Annotated in this window: 18 protein-coding genes; 6 read left to right on the top strand and 12 right to left on the bottom strand. The window is 62.5% G+C overall.

Annotation, left to right across the window (positions count from 1 at the left end; translation table 11 throughout):
* Positions 1-39: 39 nt before the first annotated feature.
* The gene (locus ACTJKE_RS03845; RefSeq protein ID WP_057255032.1) at positions 40-468 is read right to left on the bottom strand and encodes a Fur family transcriptional regulator; all 429 of its coding nucleotides are present in this window, start codon (positions 466-468) and stop codon (positions 40-42) included.
* Positions 469-590: 122 nt separating this feature from the next.
* Between ACTJKE_RS03845 and ACTJKE_RS03840 the strand changes: the two genes are divergently transcribed.
* Genes ACTJKE_RS03840 through ACTJKE_RS03825 form a run of 4 tightly spaced genes read left to right on the top strand, consistent with a single transcriptional unit; the run spans position 591 to position 4,130 of the window.
* Positions 591-1,496: a metal ABC transporter substrate-binding protein gene (locus tag ACTJKE_RS03840; protein WP_112995700.1), complete on the top strand. Its 906-nt coding sequence runs from the start codon at positions 591-593 to the stop codon at positions 1,494-1,496.
* Positions 1,493-2,428, top strand: a complete 936-nt coding sequence (locus tag ACTJKE_RS03835; RefSeq protein WP_058321745.1) for a manganese/iron ABC transporter ATP-binding protein — start codon at positions 1,493-1,495, stop codon at positions 2,426-2,428. The genes ACTJKE_RS03840 and ACTJKE_RS03835 overlap by 4 nt, the downstream gene beginning before the upstream one ends.
* Positions 2,425-3,285, top strand: a complete 861-nt coding sequence (locus tag ACTJKE_RS03830) for a metal ABC transporter permease (protein ID WP_440691193.1) — start codon at positions 2,425-2,427, stop codon at positions 3,283-3,285. The genes ACTJKE_RS03835 and ACTJKE_RS03830 overlap by 4 nt, the downstream gene beginning before the upstream one ends.
* Complete coding sequence (locus tag ACTJKE_RS03825) at positions 3,282-4,130, top strand: metal ABC transporter permease (RefSeq protein ID WP_112995699.1); 849 nt, start codon at positions 3,282-3,284, stop codon at positions 4,128-4,130. The genes ACTJKE_RS03830 and ACTJKE_RS03825 overlap by 4 nt, the downstream gene beginning before the upstream one ends.
* Positions 4,131-4,169: 39 nt before the next feature.
* Here the strand turns inward: ACTJKE_RS03825 and ACTJKE_RS03820 are convergent, their stop codons facing one another.
* Together ACTJKE_RS03820 and ACTJKE_RS03815 are read right to left on the bottom strand one after the other, a co-directional pair.
* A complete protein-coding gene (locus ACTJKE_RS03820) occupies positions 4,170-4,919 on the bottom strand; it encodes a F0F1 ATP synthase subunit A (RefSeq protein ID WP_112995718.1) in 750 nt (249 codons plus the stop codon).
* Positions 4,920-5,351: 432 nt separating this feature from the next.
* Entirely contained in the window at positions 5,352-6,257 is a 906-nt protein-coding gene (locus tag ACTJKE_RS03815; RefSeq protein ID WP_112995717.1) for an aminoglycoside phosphotransferase family protein, read from the bottom strand.
* 277 nt (positions 6,258-6,534) lie between these two features.
* On the opposite strand from ACTJKE_RS03815, the gene ACTJKE_RS03810 reads away from it, so the two are divergent.
* Complete coding sequence (locus ACTJKE_RS03810) at positions 6,535-7,461, top strand: DUF6030 family protein (RefSeq protein WP_255571356.1); 927 nt, start codon at positions 6,535-6,537, stop codon at positions 7,459-7,461.
* A 36-nt stretch (positions 7,462-7,497) separates the two neighbouring features.
* Here ACTJKE_RS03810 and ACTJKE_RS03805 read toward each other — a convergent pair whose 3' ends face one another.
* Positions 7,498-7,929, bottom strand: coding sequence for an Lrp/AsnC family transcriptional regulator (locus tag ACTJKE_RS03805; RefSeq protein ID WP_057255025.1), 432 nt, complete (start codon positions 7,927-7,929; stop codon positions 7,498-7,500).
* A 122-nt stretch (positions 7,930-8,051) separates the two neighbouring features.
* Between ACTJKE_RS03805 and ACTJKE_RS03800 the strand changes: the two genes are divergently transcribed.
* The gene (locus ACTJKE_RS03800) at positions 8,052-9,155 is read left to right on the top strand and encodes a saccharopine dehydrogenase family protein (RefSeq protein WP_057255024.1); all 1,104 of its coding nucleotides are present in this window, start codon (positions 8,052-8,054) and stop codon (positions 9,153-9,155) included.
* 223 nt (positions 9,156-9,378) lie between these two features.
* Here ACTJKE_RS03800 and ACTJKE_RS03795 read toward each other — a convergent pair whose 3' ends face one another.
* The 8 genes from ACTJKE_RS03795 to ACTJKE_RS03760 form a co-directional block, all read right to left on the bottom strand.
* On the bottom strand, positions 9,379-10,806 hold the full coding sequence (locus ACTJKE_RS03795; RefSeq protein WP_112995698.1) for a mannose-1-phosphate guanylyltransferase/mannose-6-phosphate isomerase: 1,428 nt from the start codon (positions 10,804-10,806) through the stop codon (positions 9,379-9,381).
* Between the two features lie 243 nt (positions 10,807-11,049).
* Positions 11,050-11,451 (bottom strand): F0F1 ATP synthase subunit epsilon, encoded by a 402-nt coding sequence (locus ACTJKE_RS03790; RefSeq protein WP_057255102.1) that lies wholly within the window; start codon positions 11,449-11,451, stop codon positions 11,050-11,052.
* 119 nt (positions 11,452-11,570) lie between these two features.
* Positions 11,571-13,088 (bottom strand): F0F1 ATP synthase subunit beta, encoded by a 1,518-nt coding sequence (atpD, locus tag ACTJKE_RS03785; protein WP_093233134.1) that lies wholly within the window; start codon positions 13,086-13,088, stop codon positions 11,571-11,573.
* A gap of 24 nt (positions 13,089-13,112) precedes the next feature.
* Entirely contained in the window at positions 13,113-13,994 is an 882-nt protein-coding gene (locus ACTJKE_RS03780) for a F0F1 ATP synthase subunit gamma (protein WP_058325690.1), read from the bottom strand.
* A gap of 27 nt (positions 13,995-14,021) precedes the next feature.
* Positions 14,022-15,551 carry a F0F1 ATP synthase subunit alpha gene (atpA, locus tag ACTJKE_RS03775; protein WP_057255020.1) on the bottom strand — a complete coding sequence of 510 codons (1,530 nt, stop codon included), beginning with the start codon at positions 15,549-15,551 and terminating at the stop codon, positions 14,022-14,024.
* Positions 15,551-16,111, bottom strand: a complete 561-nt coding sequence (locus ACTJKE_RS03770) for a F0F1 ATP synthase subunit delta (protein WP_058325691.1) — start codon at positions 16,109-16,111, stop codon at positions 15,551-15,553. Before ACTJKE_RS03770 ends, atpA begins: the two co-directional genes overlap by 1 nt.
* 262 nt (positions 16,112-16,373) lie before the next feature.
* Complete coding sequence (locus ACTJKE_RS03765) at positions 16,374-16,760, bottom strand: AGROH133_08824 family phage infection protein (RefSeq protein WP_057255018.1); 387 nt, start codon at positions 16,758-16,760, stop codon at positions 16,374-16,376.
* Positions 16,761-16,898: 138 nt separating this feature from the next.
* Positions 16,899-19,115 carry a primosomal protein N' gene (locus tag ACTJKE_RS03760; protein ID WP_112995697.1) on the bottom strand — a complete coding sequence of 739 codons (2,217 nt, stop codon included), beginning with the start codon at positions 19,113-19,115 and terminating at the stop codon, positions 16,899-16,901.
* Positions 19,116-19,248: the final 133 nt, after the last annotated feature.

The raw sequence follows: 19,248 nt of genomic DNA, 5'->3' as shown, positions 1-19,248 counted from the left end.
GCGCGACATCACGAGCGCAACGTCTCTGACGAGCTTCGCTCAGTCCTTGCGCTTGCGGCAGTAGAGCTCGAGCCGGTGGCGCACGAGATCGTAGCCGAGCTCGGCGGCAATCTCCGCTTGCAGTTGCTCGATCTTGTCGGAACGGAACTCGATCACAGCCCCCGTGTCGATATCGATCAGATGATCGTGATGCGGCGCGTCGGCGGTCTCGAAACGCGCCGTCGCGCTTTCGAAGGCATGGCGCTGCACGACGCCCTGCTGCTCGAGCGCTGACAGCGTCCGGTAGACCGTCGAAAGCGAGACGGTGGCGTCGATTTCCTTCGCCCGGCGATGCAGTTCGTTTGCATCCGGATGGTCTTCGGCGGTGGCGAGAATCTTCAGGATTGCGGAGCGCTGGCGCGTAACGCGCACGCCGCCATCCCGCAAAACGCCTTCCAGCTCTTCGACACGATTCTTGTTCTGTTTCATGGTCGTTACACTAGCCAAGGGCATTGGTTTTGAAAATAGCTAGTTGCGAATGCTTCGCATTTGCATTGACTTATGCAAATCATTCCCCTACTCCTGTTGATGTCAACATCTGGGAGTAGCGAATGATCGATCAGACGAAGCGCGCGATCCTGGCAGCGGCAGCTGCCCTGGCAGCCATCGCGCTCTTTCCCGGCGCCGGCTCAGCGCAGGAGAAATTCAAGGCAGTGACGACCTTCACGGTCATTGCCGACATGGCGAAGAACGTCGCGGGCGACGCCGCAATCGTCGAATCGATCACCAAACCGGGTGCCGAGATCCACAACTACCAGCCGACCCCGCGCGACATCCTGAAGGCGCACGACGCCAAGCTGATCCTGTGGAACGGTCTGAACCTGGAACTCTGGTTCGAGAAGTTCTTCCAGAACTTTGATGACGTCCCCGGTGCCGTCGTCTCGACCGGCGTCGAGCCCATGGGGATTGCCGAAGGCCCCTACAGCGGAAAGCCCAATCCGCATGCCTGGATGTCGCCATCGGCAGCCCTCATCTATGTCGACAACATTCGCGACGCCTTCGTGAAGTACGATCCCGCCAATGCCGAGACCTACAAGGCGAATGCCGAGGCCTATAAGCAGAAGATCGAGGCGACCATCGCGCCGATCCGCGCCGAGATCGCCAAGATCCCCGAAGACAAGCGCTGGTTGGTTTCGAGCGAAGGCGCCTTCAGCTACCTGATCCGCGATTTCGGCATGAAGGAACTCTACCTCTGGCCGATCAATGCCGACCAACAGGGTACCCCGCAACAGGTCCGCAAGGTCATCGACGCCGTCAGGGCCAACCACATTCCGGTCGTCTTTTCCGAAAGCACGATCTCGCCCGATCCGGCTGAGCAGGTGGCGCGCGAAACCGGTGCAAAATACGGTGGCGTGCTCTACGTTGATTCCTTGAGCGAGGCGGACGGTCCGGTTCCCACCTATATCGATCTGCTGCGCGTCACATCGGAAACCATCGCCAAGGGGCTTTCGCAATGAACCTTCAGGTGAAGCCCCGCTCCGGCCCCGTGCCGGCGTCCGGCGAACAGGGCAGCGGCATCCGTGTCTCTGGCGCGACAGTCACCTACCGCAACGGCCTGCGGGCCCTGCGCGACGCGACCTTCGAGATCCCGACGGGCACGATCACCGCGCTCGTCGGCGTCAACGGCAGCGGCAAGTCGACACTCTTCAAGGCGATCATGGGCTTTGCCCGGCTCTCGCGCGGCGAGATCTCGATCCTTGGCCGTTCGGTTCCGGAAGCGCTCAAGAAGAACCTCGTCGCCTATGTGCCGCAGGCCGAGGAGGTCGACTGGAACTTCCCGGTCCTGGTCGAGGACGTCGTCATGATGGGCCGCTACGGCCACATGAACATGCTGCGCATCCCGAAGACGGCGGATCATGAGGCGGTCGAGGCAGCGCTTGCGCGCGTCGGCATGAGCGACTATCGCAAGCGCCAGATCGGTGAACTCTCCGGCGGCCAGAAGAAGCGCGTCTTCCTGGCGCGCGCGCTCGCCCAGGATGGCAAGGTCATCCTGCTCGACGAACCGTTCACCGGCGTCGACGTCAAGACCGAGGACGCGATCATTCGCCTCCTGATCGGCCTGCGTGACGAGGGCCGGGTCATGCTGGTTTCCACCCACAATCTCGGCAGTGTGCCGGAATTCTGCGACCGCACCGTGCTCCTCAAGAACACCGTGCTCGCCTATGGCCCGACGGAAACCACCTTCACCCGCGAAAACCTGGAACTCGCCTTCGGCGGCGTTCTCCGGCACTTCGTGCTCGGCGGCGAAAACCTGCATGACGATGCCGATCCGCGGCAGCTCGCCGTCATCACCGACGACGAGCGCCCGCTCGTCATGTATGGCGACAAGGATCGGATGGTGGCGCAGCCGGCAAAACCCGAGACCAACGGGGAACCGAACGGCAAATGATCGCCACGCTCCTGGAACCCTTCACCTATGGCTACATGGTCAATGCCATGTGGGTGAGCGCGCTGGTCGGCGCCGTCTGCGCCTTCCTCTCCTCCTATCTGATGCTCAAGGGCTGGTCGCTGATCGGTGATGCCCTCTCGCATTCGATCGTCCCGGGGGTCGCCGGCGCCTATATGATGGGCCTGCCCTTCTCGCTCGGCGCCTTCTTCTCCGGCTCGCTTGCCGCCGGCGCCATGTTGTTTCTCAACCAGCGCACAAGGCTCAAGGAAGACACGATCATCGGCCTGATCTTCACCTCCTTCTTCGGCCTCGGGCTTTTCATGGTCTCGCTGTCGCCGACATCGGTGAATATTCAGACCATCGTGCTCGGCAACATCCTGGCGATCACGCCCGCCGACACACTGCAGCTCGCGATCATCGGCATCGTCTCGCTGGTCATTCTGACAGCGAAGTGGAAGGACCTGATGGTGACCTTCTTCGATGAGAGCCACGCCCGCTCGATCGGCATTCCCACCACCTTCCTCAAGGTGCTGTTCTTCACCCTGCTCTCGGCCTGTACGGTCGCAGCACTGCAGACCGTCGGCGCTTTCCTTGTCATCGCCATGGTGGTGACGCCTGGCGCGACCGCTTACCTGCTCACGGATCGCTTTCCGCGGCTGATCCTGATCAGCGTCGCCATCGGTGCGCTGACGAGCTTCTTCGGCGCCTATTTCAGCTACTTCCTCGACGGTGCCACCGGCGGCATCATCATCGTGCTGCAGACACTCATCTTCCTGACGGCCTTCGTCTTGGCCCCGAAGCACGGGCTGCTCGCCGCGCGCAGGCGCAGCGCCGAACCGATGGAGGCTGCCCGATGATCTCGCTCGACATGCTGCTTGCGGTCTTCGAATTCGAGTTCATGCGCAACGCGCTTCTGATCTCGGTGCTGGTGGCGATCCCGACCGCCATGCTCTCCTGTTTCCTGGTGCTGAAGGGCTGGTCGCTGATGGGCGACGCGATCTCGCATGCGGTCTTCCCCGGCATCGTCATCTCCTACATCGTCGGCCTGCCGCTTGCCGTCGGCGCCTTTGCCGCCGGCATGTCCTGCGCGCTTTTGACCGGCTATCTCAAGGAAAACAGCCGCATCAAGCAGGATACGGTGATGGGCGTGGTCTTCTCCGGCATGTTCGGCTTCGGGCTGGTGCTCTACACCAAGATCCAGAGCGACGTGCACCTCGACCACATCCTCTTCGGCGACATGCTCGGCATCGGCTGGCGCGACATCGCCGAGACCGGCGTGATCGCCTTGGTCGCCACCGGTATTCTCGCCGTCAAATGGCGCGATTTCCTGCTGCACGCCTTCGATCCCGCCCAGGCCAAAGCCGTCGGTCTTCCGGTTAACTGGTTGCACTATGGGCTGCTCGCGATCCTGTCGCTGACGATCGTCGGCGCGCTGAAGGCGGTGGGGCTGATCCTTGCCATCGCCATGCTGATCGCACCCGGCGCCATCGCCTTCCTGGTCACCCGCACCATGGGCGCCATGCTCATCGTCGCCGTGATCATCGCGATGACGGCCTCCTTCTGCGGCGTCTATCTCTCCTTCTTCATCGACAGCGCGCCGGCGCCGACCATCGTGCTCCTGATGACCGTGATGTTCCTGATCGCCTTTGCCTGGACCTCCTGGCGGACCTACCGGAACGAAGCGCGGCGGGCGATCGAATGACAAAGAGGCTCCCGGTGCAGGGAGCCTCATCGCCTGTTCTCAGTGGCTCGGATGGAGCGCGTCGTTGAGATACATGCAGGTCAGCATGGTGAAGATATAGGCCTGGATGAGCGCCATCAGCAGTTCGAGCCCGGTCAGCGCCACCGTCATCAGCAGCGGCATGACCGCGGCCAGGATCCCGAGCGCCCCAAAGCCGCTGAGGCCCACGACGAAACCGGCGAAAACCTTGAGCGTGATGTGGCCGGCCAGCATGACCGCGAATAGACGAACCGAGTGGCTGACGGGACGCGAGAGGTAGGAGACCACCTCGATCGGGATGATGATCGGCGCCAGAATCAACGGCACGCCCGCCGGCATGAACAGCCTGAGGAAGCCGAAGCCGTGCCGGTAAAGGCCATAGAGCGTGACCGTCAGGAACACCAGCATGGCCAGCGCGAAGGTGACCGCGATATGGCTCGTCACCGTGAAGGCATAGGGGAACATGCCGATCAGGTTGGCGGTGAGGATGAACACGAAAAGCGAGAAGACCAGCGGGAAGAAGCGCATGCCCTTCTCGCCGGCATTGTCGCGCAGCGTCTTTGCCGCAAACTCATAGAGGATCTCTGCCGCCGACTGCGCCCGGTTCGGCACGAGGCCGCGTCTTCCCGTTGACAGGATCAGGAACAGACTGGCGATCGCCACCGTCAGCACCATATAGGCGGCCGAGTTGGTAAAGCTGATCTGGTGACAGCCGATCTCGGCGATCGGTAGGAGTGACTTGATCTCAAATTGTTCGATGGGTCCGGCTATCATCAACCTCATGTGTTGGCGGAGACGCATCGGCGGCGCGCGTCGGCGGCCGCCGGCGCGTCAATGTGTTGGATAAGCGATCGGCGGCCGAGGCCGTCCCACGAAGCGATTGCTTCCGATGGAATGACTAGAGCGCCGCGCGTTCAACTGAACGCGCAAAGGACGCTCTAGCACTTTGATTCTAGAGCATCTTTCCGCCTCCAGTGACTCCACTTGAGAGCGGGATGCTCTAGGCTGCTCAATAAAGGGAAAGGTCGCGCGGACGTGCCGCGAGCTTTGGGGCTGCATGATGCGATCGACTCCAAGTATCTCGGTCGAGATACTGGGGCCGTCCCCAGGCGAAGCACCGACGCGGGTCGTCCCGCGTGCGCCTGAGCTAGAGGCAATTTGCAGCGGGGTCAAGCTGGCTTGCGCCCGATCGTGGCTCGGGCGCTAGCCGAAGCGGCGATGATCCGCAAGCACGTCTTCGATCACCGTGAGCTGCTTTGCCTTCTCGCTTGCGGACGCGCCGGTCATGCCGGCAAGCACGATCAGCGCCTTCCACAGGGTCCAGCCACGCCCGCACGCCCAGGCACCGCGATCGAGTGCCATGCCATCACGGAAGACCTCGCGGCTCTCGCCGTGGAAGAACGTCCAGGCTATCGCCAGATCGCAGGCGGGGTCGCCGACACCCGAGGTGCCGAAATCGATGACCGCGCTCAAGCGACCTTGCTCGACCAAAAGGTTGCCCCAGGCGATGTCGCCGTGAAACCAGACGGGGGCCCCCTCGAATGGCGCAGCAAGGGCCGCTTCCCAGACCTCTCTGGCCGCCGCCGTGTCGACCTGTCCCTCAAGCAGTGCGAGCGCCTGGCGCGTCTGCTCGTCATAGAAGGCAGGCGGACCGCCGCGGTGGAAATTGTGGTCGCCAGGCAAGGGCCCACCCGCGGCATCCGCCTGCCGCAAGGCGCGCAGAAACCGCGTGAGATCCTTCGCCACTTGCCCGAGATCTGCGACCCGCTCCACGGCCAACGTTTCCCCCTGACGCCAGCGGTAGACCGACCAGGGCCAGGGAAAGCCTTCTCCCGGCATGCCCTTGGCCAGCGGCACGGGAATGGGCAGCGGCAATTGGGGAGCCAGCCGCGGCAGCCAGCGGTGCTCCTTATCCACTTGCAGCACATAGTGCTCGGCGCTCGGCAGGCGCACGGTCATCCGCTCGCCGAGCCGGAAGCTCCTGTTGTCCCAGCCGCCGGGCTCGATCGGACGCACCGCAAGATCCGACCACTGCGGAAACTGTGTCGCGATCAGCCGCCGTACCAGCGACGCATCGATCACAAGCTCGGCTGAATTCGGGTTTGCCATGACGTATTCCATTCGATGTTTGCGTCCAGCAAGCTATGTGATCGCCCCCGGATTTCAACTTCCTAGTTCACGGTAATTCTCGTTCAGCGGCGCGTTGTGTTGAGACGTGACAGTGGCTTGCCGATATCGGCGGTTGCATATTGCGACCGCGACGGATTTCGGGGATGAAGAAGGCCTAGACCCGTTGATAACTTGAGATCATGGAAGCCCGGCCGACCGATCACCTTTTGCTGGAGGTACCGCGCCTCATCGCGCCCCGCCGGGCAGGCGGGACCGCATGAGCACGCCCCGTGGCAAGACGCCGGCTCCAAAGCCTGCCGGTCGGACGGGACTGCGCTTCTTTCTCGTCGCTCTCATCCTGATCGTCACCGCCATTCTCGCGACGGCCCTGCTTGCCAACGAACAGCGCAACCTCAAGAAAGTTCTCGTGGCATTGGGTCTGCCGACGACCTTCCTGGCGAAGAGCAAGCCCTCCGAATCGACGGCCGAGAAGCCGGCAAGGCGCGAACCGCCACGCATCGCCCTGCCCGCCTGGACCTTCCAGGATCTGCAGACGCCGGAGCAGCAGTTCCTGCGCGTCATCCGCAGCGATCCCAAGGCGCTCTGCGACGAGTTGCGCGACGCCGGCTTTCGCGAACTCGAATGGAAAGCCGGTGCCGGTGAGCGTGCCCAATGGGAATGTTCGTCACTCGTCTCCTTCCCGCGTCCGGGCGAGGACAAGCCCTCATCGATCTTCATCTTCGTCAAAGGCAGCGGCGAGGAGGAAATCACCTCCTTCCGCGTCAAGCTCAACATCGAGCGACCGGAGGACCGCCAGGCCGTGACCACGGCAGCGGCGCGGGCAGCGGCGGTGTTCCTCGACCACGTGCGCTGGGCCGATGCCGCAAGCGTCACCCTGCAAATCCAGGCGCTGAAGGAATTCGATCTCAAGCGTTTCGGCAGCCGCATCCAGTTCAAGCGCGAGTCCGACGAGGTGACGCCGCGCTTTAACTTCCTTGCCAACCAGCCGCCGCGCGCGCGGCCGAAGAGCATTGCCGAGCTTTACTTCGACCGGAGCAAATGGCTCGCCTATGGCGATGCCGGACTGCGTAGCTTCGTCAAGGGCCCGACAGACTGGAACGTGCCGGCAAAAGTGCCGAATGGGAAGGAGCCAGCGACGGACGCCACATCAGGCGAGAAGCCCTCCGCGGGGCATGCGCCATGACGATCCCGTCACTCGCTGACTTAGGAAAGCAACGGCCTACCGATCGATCCGGGTCGAAAGGATAATCGAAGAAAGCGTCCGGTCGACGCCGTCGATCTCGCCAATGCGATCGATCAGAAGATCGAGTTCGCTGATCGACGTCGCCGCGACCACCGCGATAAGATCGAAACTGCCGCTGACAGAATGCAGCGTCTGGATTTCACGGATGGCACTGAGTTCGGGGGTCACGCGGCTCAGCGCCCGCGGCGCGATGGTGATCAGCACATGCGCCTTGACCAGCCCCTTCTCGTAGCTCTCCGACAGGCGCACGCCATAGCCGGCGATGATTCCCTCGCGCTCCAACCGCTCGATCCTCGCCTGCACTGTCGTGCGCGACAGGCCGAGCCGGCGCGCGATCGTCGCCGTCGGCATGCGGGCATTTTCGCTGAGGACGGCGAGGAGCTCTCGATCCTTATCCGTGATTTGCATTTCGTCGGTCCGGTTGGGCAATCTGCCGAATATCTATAGGCGATTTAGTCGTTTCAGCGCTTCAAATCAACAACCCCTCCCACGACAATAGGGGCACACACACTCATGCCCTGGGGGAAAGAATGAAGAATATCGTCGTCATCGGAGCAGGCAAGATCGGCTCCACCATCGCTCGCATGCTCGCCCATACCGGCGACTACAGCGTCTGCGTCGCCGACCGCAGCGCCGAGCAGCTGGAGCAGGTGGAAAAGCACGCTGCTATCACGACCGCGACGGTCGATATCGCCGACAAGAAGCAGCTCGTCGCTCTTCTGTCGGGCAAGTTTGCCGTCCTCAGCGCCGCTCCGTTCCACCTGACGGTCGCCATCGCCGAAGCCGCTGCTGAAGCCGGCATCCACTACCTGGACCTGACCGAAGACGTCGAATCCACTCGCCAGGTCAAGGCGATCGCCGCCAAGGCGAACACCGCCTTCATCCCGCAGTGCGGCCTCGCACCGGGCTTCATCTCGATCGTCGCCAACGATCTCGCCAGCCACTTTGAGACGCTGGAAAGCGTGCGCATGCGCGTTGGCGCCCTGCCGCAGTACCCGTCGAACGCGCTCAACTACAATCTTACCTGGAGCACCGACGGCGTTATCAACGAATATATCGAGCCCTGCGAAGCGATCGTCGAAAACAACCTCATCGAAGTGCCGGCCATGGAAGAGCGCGAAGAATTCTCGCTCGACGGCGTCACCTATGAAGCCTTCAACACCTCGGGCGGTCTCGGCACCCTCTGCGAAACGCTGAAGGGCAAGGTTCGCACGCTCAACTACAAGACGATCCGCTATCCGGGCCATGCCGCCATCATGAAGGCGCTCCTCAACGACCTCGGCCTGCGCCACCGCCGCGAAGTCCTCAAGGACATCTTCGAGAACGCCCTGCCGACCACCACCCAGGACGTCGTCGTGATCTTCGTTACGGTTTCGGGCTTCCGCAGCGGCCGCCTGATCCAGGAAACCTACGCCAACAAGGTCTATAGCGGCGTCGTTGCCGGCCGCATGCAGAGCGGTATCCAGATCACCACGGCAGGCAGCATCTGCGCCGTGCTCGATCTGCTCGCCGAAGGCAAGATCGCCTCGAAGGGCTTCGTTCGCCAGGAAGACATCAGCCTCGACACCTTCCTCGCAAACCGCTTCGGCCACTACTACGCTCAGAAGGGCGAAACCGAGCGCGTCGCCGGCTGATCCATCAGCTATAAGCGTGCCGAATTTGGAGCGGGACAGCCCTCCCGCTCTCACCTACGCAAAGCCCGGGTCTTGGCCCGGGCTTTTTTCGTGTCGTCCGATCATTCGGGCCTGCGGCGCAGTCTCATCAGACGCGCAAAGGTCGCTAGCACTTTGATTTGCTGCAGGTCTTCGTCCTTAAATCGAGGCCGATTCAAGGAGACATGCAGTAAGGGATTACCCCTTAGCTTCGGCCGAATTCGTCCTCGATACGGATGATGTCGTCTTCGCCGAGATAGGAGCCGGTGCGCACCTCAATCAGTTCCAGCGGGATTTTGCCCGGGTTGTGAAGCCGATGCACGATCCCCGGCGGAATATAGACCGACTCATTCTCGTGCAGCATTCGCGTTTCCCCGGACATCGTGATCTCCGCCGTGCCGCGCACCACGATCCAATGTTCCGCCCGATGATGATGCTTCTGCAGTGAGATCTTCTTGCCGGGGTTCACGCGCAGACGTTTGACGGCAAAGCGTTCTCCGTCCGAAATGGCCGCGACCGCCCCCCAGGGGCGATAGGACGTCGGGTGTATCTCGGTCAGCGCCGCCGTCTGTGGCGACTTCGCCAGCGTCTTGACGATGGAACCGACGCTCTGGCTATCGGCCAGCCGTCCGACATAGACGGCATCCTCGCCGGCAATGACGGCGACATCGTCCAGCCCTTGAACTGCAAGGTGAATGTCGCGCGACAGGACCAGCGAATTGCGCGTGTTCGACACCGTGGCCTTGTCGGTGACGACATTGCCGTCGCCGTCCTTTTCTCCCGTCTTCCAGACGGCGTCCCAGCTGCCGAGATCGGACCAGAGGAAGGAAGACGGCACCACGGCTGCCCGCTCGGTCTTTTCGAAGACCGCATAATCGACTGAAATATCAGGCGCGGCCGCGAAGCTCTCGGCATTCAGCCGCGTGAAGTCGAGATCCTTCTGAGCCCCGTCGACCGCGAGCTTCGTCGCTTCCCAGACTTGGGGCGCGTGGCGCTTCATCTCATCAAGAAAGGGTTTTACCGGCAGCATGAACATGCCGGAGTTCCAGAGGTAGCGCCCGGTCTCGAGCATTGCCTCGGCTTTGGCGCGGTCCGGCTTCTCGACGAACCGCGCCACACGGTTCGTGCCAGCCGTCAGTTCTTCGCCGCGCTCGATGTAGCCGTAGCCGGTCGCCGGTTCCGTCGGCGTGATGCCGAAGGTCACCAGTTCTCCGTGGCGGGCGGCCTGGTGCGCCCTGAGTATGCAATCCCTGTAGACCTCGCCGGCATCGATCTCATGGTCAGAAGCAAGCACCTGCATGACCGCACCCTTGCCGTAACGGCTGAGTACCTGGAAAGCCGCGGCAGTCAGCGCCGGCGCTGTGTTGCGTGCAACCGGCTCAAGGAGGATGTCGCCCAGATGTACGTCGATCGCCCGCGCCTGCTCCGCGACGATGAAGCGAAAGTCGCTGTTGGTGACGATGATGGCCGGCTCGAACTGGCCGGCGTCGCGCACGCGCTCCAGCGTCTGCTGGAACAGTGAACGATCGGAAAGGATCTGCAGGAATTGCTTCGGAGCGGCGGCGCGAGAGAGCGGCCACAAACGGGTGCCGCGCCCGCCCGCCATGATCACCGGAACAATCTTTGACGTCATGCCGGCGCCTCTTCTTCTTTGAGCTGAACTTTCAGGGACCAATAAAGGGCTTCTGATGAAGAATAGCTAAAGCGCCGATCCGGGCAAGCCATTCACCGACGCGAAGGCTAAAAGGGTATACGGTTGTCCGCCCGCATCCCGCTCCACTTAAGCGAAGCGTCACGGCAAAGAACTCGCGATCAACAAAAAACCCCGCACGAAGGCGGGGCTTTCGGATTTGCATTACCCTTCCGGGTGTCCCTTTCAGGCCGGGATCACGATCTCGCCGAGCTTCGTCAGTTCGGCGACGAACTGCTCGAGACGGGTCTTCTTCTCGTCGCCGGCGCCTTCCAGCTCGGCACGAACCGCATCGATGCGGTTTTCAAGAACCGTACGGTCGAGTTCGTCGACGTGGACGGCGGACTCGGCCAAAAGCGTGCAGCCGGTCGGCAGGATGTCGGCAAAGCCGCCGAACACAGCAAAGCGCTCGGTCTTGCCGTCCGCCGTCTTCACCGTGACCACGCCGGGCTTGACCGTCGTCATCGTCGGAGCGTGATTGGCCATCACGGTCATCTCGCCCTCGGTCGCCGGAATGACGACTTCCGTCACCTTTTCGGAGAGGAGCAGGCGCTCGGGGGAAACAAGCTCAAAGTTGAAATCGGCCATGACCATTCACTTCTCGTGGGCGCGCCACCTAAAAGGCGGCTGTGCATGTCTTCCCTGCCTTCTGATAAGGCAGGATGAAAGCCTCGGCGCTTGGATCGCGCCGAGGCTTAACAGTGCAATCAAGCGGCTTCAGCAGCCAGCTTCTTGGCCTTTTCGACCGCTTCTTCGATCGAGCCGACCATGTAGAAGGCAGCTTCCGGCAGGTGGTCGTATTCGCCGTTGACCAGGCCCTTGAAGCCCTTGATCGTGTCTTCGAGAGCGACGAGCTTGCCCGGCGAACCCGTGAAGACTTCGGCGACGAAGAACGGCTGCGACAGGAAGCGTTCGATCTTACGAGCGCGGGCAACGGCGATCTTGTCTTCTTCAGACAGTTCGTCCATGCCGAGGATGGCGATGATGTCCTGGAGCGACTTGTAGCGCTGCAGGGTCGTCTGCACCTTACGCGACACTTCGTAGTGCTCCTCGCCGACGATCATCGGGTCGAGCATGCGCGACGTGGAGTCGAGCGGGTCAACGGCCGGGTAGATGCCCTTTTCGGCGATCGAGCGCGACAGAACCGTCGTTGCGTCCAGGTGGGCGAACGAGGTAGCCGGCGCCGGGTCGGTCAAGTCGTCGGCCGGAACGTAAATGGCCTGAACCGAGGTGATCGAACCCTTGGTCGTCGTGGTGATGCGTTCCTGCATCTGACCCATGTCGGTCGCCAGCGTCGGCTGGTAACCCACGGCCGAAGGAATACGGCCGAGCAGAGCCGACACTTCGGAACCTGCCTGGGTGAAGCGGAAGATGTTGTCGACGAAGAACAGAACGTCCTGGCCCTTGTCGCGGAAGTCTTCAGCGATCGTGAGGCCCGTCAGAGCGACGCGAGCGCGGGCGCCCGGCGGTTCGTTCATCTGGCCGTAAACGAGCGCAGCCTTGGAGCCTGCGCCGCCGCCATGCTTGTTAACGCCGGACTCGATCATTTCGTGGTAGAGGTCGTTGCCTTCGCGGGTGCGTTCACCCACGCCTGCAAACACCGAGTAACCACCGTGCGCCTTGGCGACGTTGTTGATCAGTTCCATGATGAGAACGGTCTTGCCGACGCCTGCACCACCGAAGAGGCCGATCTTGCCGCCCTTTGCGTAAGGCGCGAGAAGGTCGACGACCTTGATGCCGGTGACAAGGATCTGTGCTTCCGTCGACTGCTCGACGTAGGACGGCGCATCCTGGTGGATCGCGCGCTTGCCCGAGGTAACGAGCGGACCGGCTTCGTCGACCGGCTCGCCGATGACGTTCATGATGCGGCCGAGCGTTTCGTCGCCAACCGGAACCGTGATCGGCGCACCGGTGTCGGTGACCGGCTGGCCGCGCACGAGACCTTCGGTCGAGTCCATGGCGATCGTGCGGACGGAGTTTTCGCCGAGGTGCTGAGCGACTTCGAGAACGAGGCGGTTACCGTGGTTGTCGGTCTCCAGCGCGTTCAGGATCTGCGGAAGCTGGCCTTCTTCGAACACGACGTCAACGACGGCGCCGATGACCTGCGTTACGCGACCGACAGCGCCGGTTGCGGCAACTGCTGCGGTCTTGGCGGAAGCTGCCTTCCTCGGTGCAGCGGGCTTCTTCTCCACTGCGGTTTCTTTCGGGGTAGCTGCCTTAGCCATAATCCTTACCCTCTTTCCGTAACCTTAGAGCGCTTCCGCGCCCGAGATGATTTCAATGAGTTCCTTGGTGATCTGAGCCTGGCGCTGACGGTTATAGTTCAGCGTCAACTTGTTGATCATCTCACCAGCATTGCGCGTCGCATTGTCCATCGCGCTCATCTTCGCGCCCATTTCGCCGGCGACGTTCTCGAGCAGGGCCCGGAAGATCTGCACGGAAATGTTGCGCGGAATGAGGTCGCTCAGGATCGCGCCCGCGTCCGGCTCATATTCATAGACGGCCGAAGCATCCGATGCTTCCGCTGCGACCGGGCCGGCCGAAGCGGGGATCAGCTGCTGAGCCGTCGGAATCTGGGCGATAACGGACTTGAACTCGGAGTAGAACAGCGTGCAGACATCGAACTCGCCCTTTTCGAAGAGCGCGATGACCTTGTGGCCAATCTGGTCGGCGTTTTCGAAGCCGATCTTCTTGACTTCACGCAGGTCGACACGATCGATGATCAGCGACGCGAATTCGCGACGCAGAATATCGAAGCCCTTCTTGCCCACGCAGATGATCTTGACCGTCTTGCCGGCTGCGAGCAGCTTGCGAACGTGGTCGCGGGCATGACGGGCGATCTGCGAGTTGAAGCCGCCGCAAAGGCCGCGTTCAGCCGTGCAGACGACCAGAAGGTGCGTATCGTCCTTGCCGGTTCCGGTCATCAGGGCAGGCGCGCTGTCGTCCGCACCAACCGCCTGAGCGATGTTGGCGAGAACGGTAGCCATGCGCTGCGAGTAAGGCCGGGCGGCCTCGGCCGCCTCCTGCGCACGCCGAAGCTTCGCCGCGGCGACCATTTTCATCGCCTTGGTGATCTTCTGCGTCGCCTTGACGGAGGCGATCCGGTTCTTCAGATCCTTAAGTGAAGGCATCCGTTATCCGTCCTAAATGAAATCCGCTCAGGCGAAAGACTTGGCGAAGCTGTCGATTGCAGCCTTCAGCTTGCCCTTGACGTCGTCGGAGATCGCCTTGTCCTTGCGGATGGTTTCCAGGATGTCCTTGCCTTCCGAACGCATGTACGAAAGCAGGCCCTGCTCGAACTTGCCGACCTGGTTGACCGGCAGCTTGTCGAGGTAACCGTTGACGCCAGCGAAGATGACCGCGACCTGCTCTTCCGTCTTCAGCGGCGAGAACTGCGGCTGCTTCAGGAGTTCGGTCAGGCGGGCACCGCGGTTCAGCAGGCGCTGCGTAGCGGCATCGAGGTCCGAGCCGAACTGCGCGAAGGCGGCCATTTCACGATACTGAGCGAGTTCGCCCTTGATCGAGCCGGCAACCTGCTTCATCGCCTTGATCTGCGCGGCAGAGCCGACGCGCGAAACCGACAGACCGACGTTAACGGCCGGACGGATGCCCTGGTAGAACAGGTCGGTTTCAAGGAAGATCTGGCCGTCGGTGATCGAGATCACGTTGGTCGGGATGAACGCCGAAACGTCATTGCCCTGCGTTTCGATGACCGGCAGAGCCGTCAGCGAACCGGCGCCATTGTCGTCCGAGAGCTTTGCAGCGCGCTCGAGCAGGCGGGAGTGCAGGTAGAAAACGTCGCCCGGGTAAGCTTCGCGGCCCGGCGGGCGGCGCAGCAGGAGCGACATCTGACGGTAGGAAACAGCCTGCTTCGACAGGTCGTCGTAGCCGATGAGGGCATGCTTGCCGTTGTCACGGAAGTATTCGCCCATCGCGCAACCGGCGAACGGTGCGAGGTACTGCATCGGAGCCGGGTCGGATGCGGTTGCAGCAACGATGATCGAGTACTGCAGAGCGCCACGCTCTTCCAGAACCTTCACGAACTGGGCAACCGTCGAACGCTTCTGGCCGATTGCGACGTAGACGCAATACAGCTTGTCACCTTCCGGACCATTGTCGTGAATGGCCTTCTGGTTGAGGATCGTGTCAAGGATGATCGCGGTCTTGCCGGTCTGGCGGTCGCCGATGACGAGCTCGCGCTGGCCACGACCAACCGGGATCAGAGCGTCGATGGCCTTGAGGCCGGTCGACATCGGCTCATGAACCGACTTGCGCGGAATGATACCCGGAGCCTTGACGTCAACGCGCGAGCGCTGCTTGGCGTTGATCGGGCCCTTGCCGTCGATCGGGTTGCCGAGCGCGTCGACGACGCGGCCGAGCAGTTCCGGACCAACCGGGACGTCCACGATGGCGCCGGTCCGCTTGACGGTGTCGCCTTCCTTGATGTCACGGTCCGAACCGAAAATAACGACACCGACGTTGTCGGCTTCGAGGTTCAGCGCCATGCCGCGAATTCCACCCGGGAATTCGACCATCTCGCCTGCCTGAACATTGTCGAGGCCGTAGACGCGGGCAATACCGTCACCGACGGAAAGCACCTGACCGACTTCGGAGACTTCTGCTTCCTGGCCGAAATTTTTGATCTGATCTTTGAGAATTGCGGAAATTTCCGCGGCGCGGATATCCATCAGCCGACCTCTTTCAGTGCAAGCTTAAGGGTAGAGAGTTTGGTGCGAAGGGAGGTGTCAATCTGGCGGGACCCGACCTTGACGATCAGACCTCCAAGAATAGACGGGTCGACGGTGACGTTGACCGTCACGTCTTTGCCGGTGACGCTTTTCAGCGTCGCCTTCAATTCGTTTTCCTGCACTGCAGAGAGCGCATGGGCCGACGTGACGTCGGCGGAGACTTCGCCACGATGGCGTGCGGCGATCAGGCGGAACGCCTTGATCATGCCCGGCAGCGCGAAGAGGCGGCGATTGCGGGCAACGACCTTGAGGAAGTTGCCGACGAGCCCGGAGATACCAGCCTTCTCGGCAACTGCCGAAATGGCCTTGAACTGGTCGTCTGCAGAAAAGACCGGGCTTACGATCAGCCGCTTCAGATCATCGCTGCCGTCGATCAGGGCCTGGACGCGGGTCAGATCCGCGCCGACTGCCTCGACGGAACCGGCGCCGAGCGCGAGTTCAAAAAGCGAGGACGCGTATCTTTCTGCAACACCGGAAATAAGCTGGGATGTGTCTGCCACGGGCACAAGCTTCTCTCATTTTCATCCAAGAACCGAGCTGGCGGTGGGCCGTCAACTTAAATTCTTGAATTTGCTGCAATAATTTGCAGGATATCGAGGCCTGGCGACCCACTTCCCCCGCAATTCGCGGTTCGTCTAGCATAGGATGTTTGGACTCGCAACACGCGAACGGCAGGAATGCGGCATAAGTCGGCCACCTTGGCCGAATTTTGCCGTAAATTCGTTTCCTGCGTTGTGAATCGCGGAACGGCCCGCGGCACGATCAGATCATGCCGAAGACGTATGCGAGCGGAAGGATGGCGAGTGCCGCCTGAACGAAGAGCGCCAGCCAGTTGTAGACCGTGCCGCCGTTGTCGCTCATCATCGAGAGGATTCGGCCGAAGGCGGCAAGCGCGAACGCCGCTCCGACTGCAAGATAGACCATCGGCTGCGCCAGGAGGATCGCGGCAAGGCCGAGCCCCACATGCATGCCGCCCATGGTGGAGCGTGCCTCGGCATAACCGCCGCGCCGCCCCTCGGCAATGCCGATGCCAGCCGCACGAAAGGTAAGCCGCGGCGCAAACAGCATGACGACGCCGATCAGCGCCGCAGCCACGGCCGCGCAGAAGGCGAGGAATTCGCCGGTTTCCGTCGGAATGTAGAATTCCATGCCCGTTCCTGCAGATGAGCCCTTGTCATGCCGTTTCGTCTTCGGCCGAAGCGGCGCGTCCTTGACCTCTAGCGCATGTCGCCCCGGTTGTGAATCGCCCGCGGCCTGTTCAACGCGACGATCACAGGAAACTTGAATTTACAGGAAGCTTTGGGGATCGATGTCGAGCTGGACGCTGATCGAGCCGCGCTCCTTGGGGCCGGCGGCGATCATCGCCTTGACGAAAGCCTGCATGTCGCTGTTGCGCCGGCCATGCACCAGCAGGCGGAAGCGATGCCGTCCACGGATCAGCGCCAGCGGCGCCTCCGCCGGGCCGAGAATGGTGATGCCGTCGGTCCGCGGCGCAGCCATGCGCAAGCCCCGCGCATGGCCCTCGGCATCCTGACGGGTATCGGCCGAAACGATCAGCGAGGCGAGCCGGCCGAAGGGCGGCAGCAAGGCCTTTTCGCGCTCGGCGATCTCGCGGTCGTAGAAGGCATCCGCATCGCCGGAGACGATGGCCTGCATCACCGGATGCTGCGGCTGGTAGGTCTGCAACAGGCCGAGACTCTTGAGGCCGGTTCGCCCGGCGCGGCCGGTCACCTGCGAAAGAAGCTGGAACGTCCGCTCGGCTGCCCGCGGATCGCCATTGGCCAAGCCGAGGTCGGCATCGACGATGCCGACCAGCGTCATCAGCGGAAAGTTATGCCCCTTGGCGACAAGCTGGGTGCCGATGACGATGTCCGCTTCGCCGCGCGCAATGGCGTCGAGTTCCAGCCGCAGCCGCTTGACGCCCATGAGGTCGGAGGACAGCACGATCGTGCGCGCCTCGGGGAAATGCCGCTCCACCTCCTCGGCAATGCGTTCGACCCCCGGGCCGCAGGCAACGAGATGATCGAGCGTGCCGCATTCGGGGCAGGCCTCCGGCGTCTTCTCCGTATAGCCGCAATGGTGGCACTGGATCTGCCCGCGGAAGCGGTGTTCGACGAGCCAGCTTGAACAGTCCGGGCACTGGAAGCGATGGCCGCAGACGCGGCAGAGCGTCAGCGGCGCATAACCGCGGCGGTTGAGGAAAAGCAGCGCCTGTTCGCCGCGCTCAACGGCCTTGCCGATCTGGTTGATGAGAACCGGCGAAAGGAAGCCGCCGCGCGCCGGCGGATGCTGGCGCATATCGACCACGCCGAGCCGCGGCAGCGCCGCATCGCCGAAACGCGTCGGCAGGTGGATCGGCTTGTAACGGCCGACTTCGCCATTGACTCGGCTTTCGACCGATGGCGTCGCCGAGACGAGCACGACGGGAAAGCCGGTGATCCGACCGCGCACGACCGCCATGTCGCGCGCATTGTAGAAGACGCGGTCTTCCTGCTTGTAGGCCGGGTCGTGCTCTTCGTCGACGATGATGAGACCGAGCTCTTCGAACGGCAGGAACAGCGCGGACCGCGCGCCGGCAACGACACGCACCGTGCCGGTCGTCACCTGGCGCCAGACCTTTTCGCGCGTCCGCGGCGCAAGGTCCGAGTGCCACTCCGCCGGCTTCGCCCCGAAACGATCCTGGAAGCGCTCGAGGAAACTCGATGTCAGCGCGATCTCCGGCAAGAGTATCAGCACTTGCTTGCCTGCCCGAAGCGTCGCGGCAATCGCCTCGAAATAAACCTCGGTCTTGCCGGAGCCGGTGATGCCGTCGATCAGCGACACAGAGAAGCCGCCCTCCTCCACCGCCGCCAGGAGATCGGCTGCCGCATCCTTCTGGGGCCCTTCGAGCCGGGGCGCGACAAAATCGGGATCAGGCAAGGCAACCACCGGCGGCGGCGCCATGAATACGGTTTCTAAGACGCCTTGCTGCGTCAGCCCCTCGATCACGCTCGACGATGTGCCGGCCGCATGCGCAAGCCCGGAGCGCGTCCAGGAGAGGCCGTCGCTCGCGGTCGCGATGACGCGCTCACGAGCCGCCGTCATGCGCTCCGGTCGCATCTCCGTGAGGCGCAGCGCTTCCACCATCGGCTCCGGATCGAAGGCCGCCGGTGCCCGGAGCGCCATGCGCGCGACGAGCCCCGGCGGCGTCACAGTGTAGGCAGCAACCCAGTCAAGAAAAGTTCGCATGTCCCTCGTCAGCGGCGGGCAGTCAAAAACCTTCTCGATTGTCTTGAGTTTCTTCGGATCGACATTGCCGTCATCGTCTCCATCCCAGACCACGCCGACGACGAGACGGGGGCCGAGCGGCACCTGCACGATCGAGCCCGGCTCGACCGCCATGCCGTCGGGAACCGCATAGGAATAGGCTTTCGGCGCCGGCATGGGCACCAGGACCGGCACGACGCGACGGGCAGAAATCGGCCCGAGCAAATCGCCGAATAAATCGGTTGAATCGCGAGTCATTTTGCCGTGACCTTGCCACGTGTTTCGGTTAAAGAAAACTGCGCTGCGAACCGCAGCCTTGCCGGCGCAGGGTTTGTCACGGTTCCACCAGAGTTTCAACGCGCGCGATCTCTGCCAACGGAATTCCTCCCCG

Source organism: Ensifer sp. 22521 (assembly GCF_052044795.1).
GTDB lineage: Bacteria > Pseudomonadota > Alphaproteobacteria > Rhizobiales > Rhizobiaceae > Ensifer.
Note: the sequence above shows the minus strand (reverse complement) of the source record. Positions and strands in the feature narration are given on the sequence as shown.

What these genes read in the sequence shown, in the direction of transcription:
- ACTJKE_RS03825 (WP_112995699.1), top strand. Translation starts at nt 3,282, where the DNA reads ATGATCTCGCTCGACATGCTGCTTGCGGTCTTCGAATTCGAGTTCATG.
- atpA (WP_057255020.1), bottom strand. Translation starts at nt 15,551, where the DNA reads ATGGATATCCGCGCCGCGGAAATTTCCGCAATTCTCAAAGATCAGATC.
- ACTJKE_RS03810 (WP_255571356.1), top strand. Translation starts at nt 6,535, where the DNA reads ATGAGCACGCCCCGTGGCAAGACGCCGGCTCCAAAGCCTGCCGGTCGG.
- ACTJKE_RS03795 (WP_112995698.1), bottom strand. Translation starts at nt 10,806, where the DNA reads ATGACGTCAAAGATTGTTCCGGTGATCATGGCGGGCGGGCGCGGCACC.
- ACTJKE_RS03800 (WP_057255024.1), top strand. Translation starts at nt 8,052, where the DNA reads ATGAAGAATATCGTCGTCATCGGAGCAGGCAAGATCGGCTCCACCATC.
- ACTJKE_RS03765 (WP_057255018.1), bottom strand. Translation starts at nt 16,760, where the DNA reads ATGGAATTCTACATTCCGACGGAAACCGGCGAATTCCTCGCCTTCTGC.
- ACTJKE_RS03815 (WP_112995717.1), bottom strand. Translation starts at nt 6,257, where the DNA reads ATGGCAAACCCGAATTCAGCCGAGCTTGTGATCGATGCGTCGCTGGTA.
- ACTJKE_RS03760 (WP_112995697.1), bottom strand. Translation starts at nt 19,115, where the DNA reads ATGACTCGCGATTCAACCGATTTATTCGGCGATTTGCTCGGGCCGATT.
- ACTJKE_RS03830 (WP_440691193.1), top strand. Translation starts at nt 2,425, where the DNA reads ATGATCGCCACGCTCCTGGAACCCTTCACCTATGGCTACATGGTCAAT.
- atpD (WP_093233134.1), bottom strand. Translation starts at nt 13,088, where the DNA reads ATGGCTAAGGCAGCTACCCCGAAAGAAACCGCAGTGGAGAAGAAGCCC.
- ACTJKE_RS03805 (WP_057255025.1), bottom strand. Translation starts at nt 7,929, where the DNA reads ATGCAAATCACGGATAAGGATCGAGAGCTCCTCGCCGTCCTCAGCGAA.
- ACTJKE_RS03790 (WP_057255102.1), bottom strand. Translation starts at nt 11,451, where the DNA reads ATGGCCGATTTCAACTTTGAGCTTGTTTCCCCCGAGCGCCTGCTCCTC.
- ACTJKE_RS03845 (WP_057255032.1), bottom strand. Translation starts at nt 468, where the DNA reads ATGAAACAGAACAAGAATCGTGTCGAAGAGCTGGAAGGCGTTTTGCGG.
- ACTJKE_RS03840 (WP_112995700.1), top strand. Translation starts at nt 591, where the DNA reads ATGATCGATCAGACGAAGCGCGCGATCCTGGCAGCGGCAGCTGCCCTG.
- ACTJKE_RS03780 (WP_058325690.1), bottom strand. Translation starts at nt 13,994, where the DNA reads ATGCCTTCACTTAAGGATCTGAAGAACCGGATCGCCTCCGTCAAGGCG.
- ACTJKE_RS03835 (WP_058321745.1), top strand. Translation starts at nt 1,493, where the DNA reads ATGAACCTTCAGGTGAAGCCCCGCTCCGGCCCCGTGCCGGCGTCCGGC.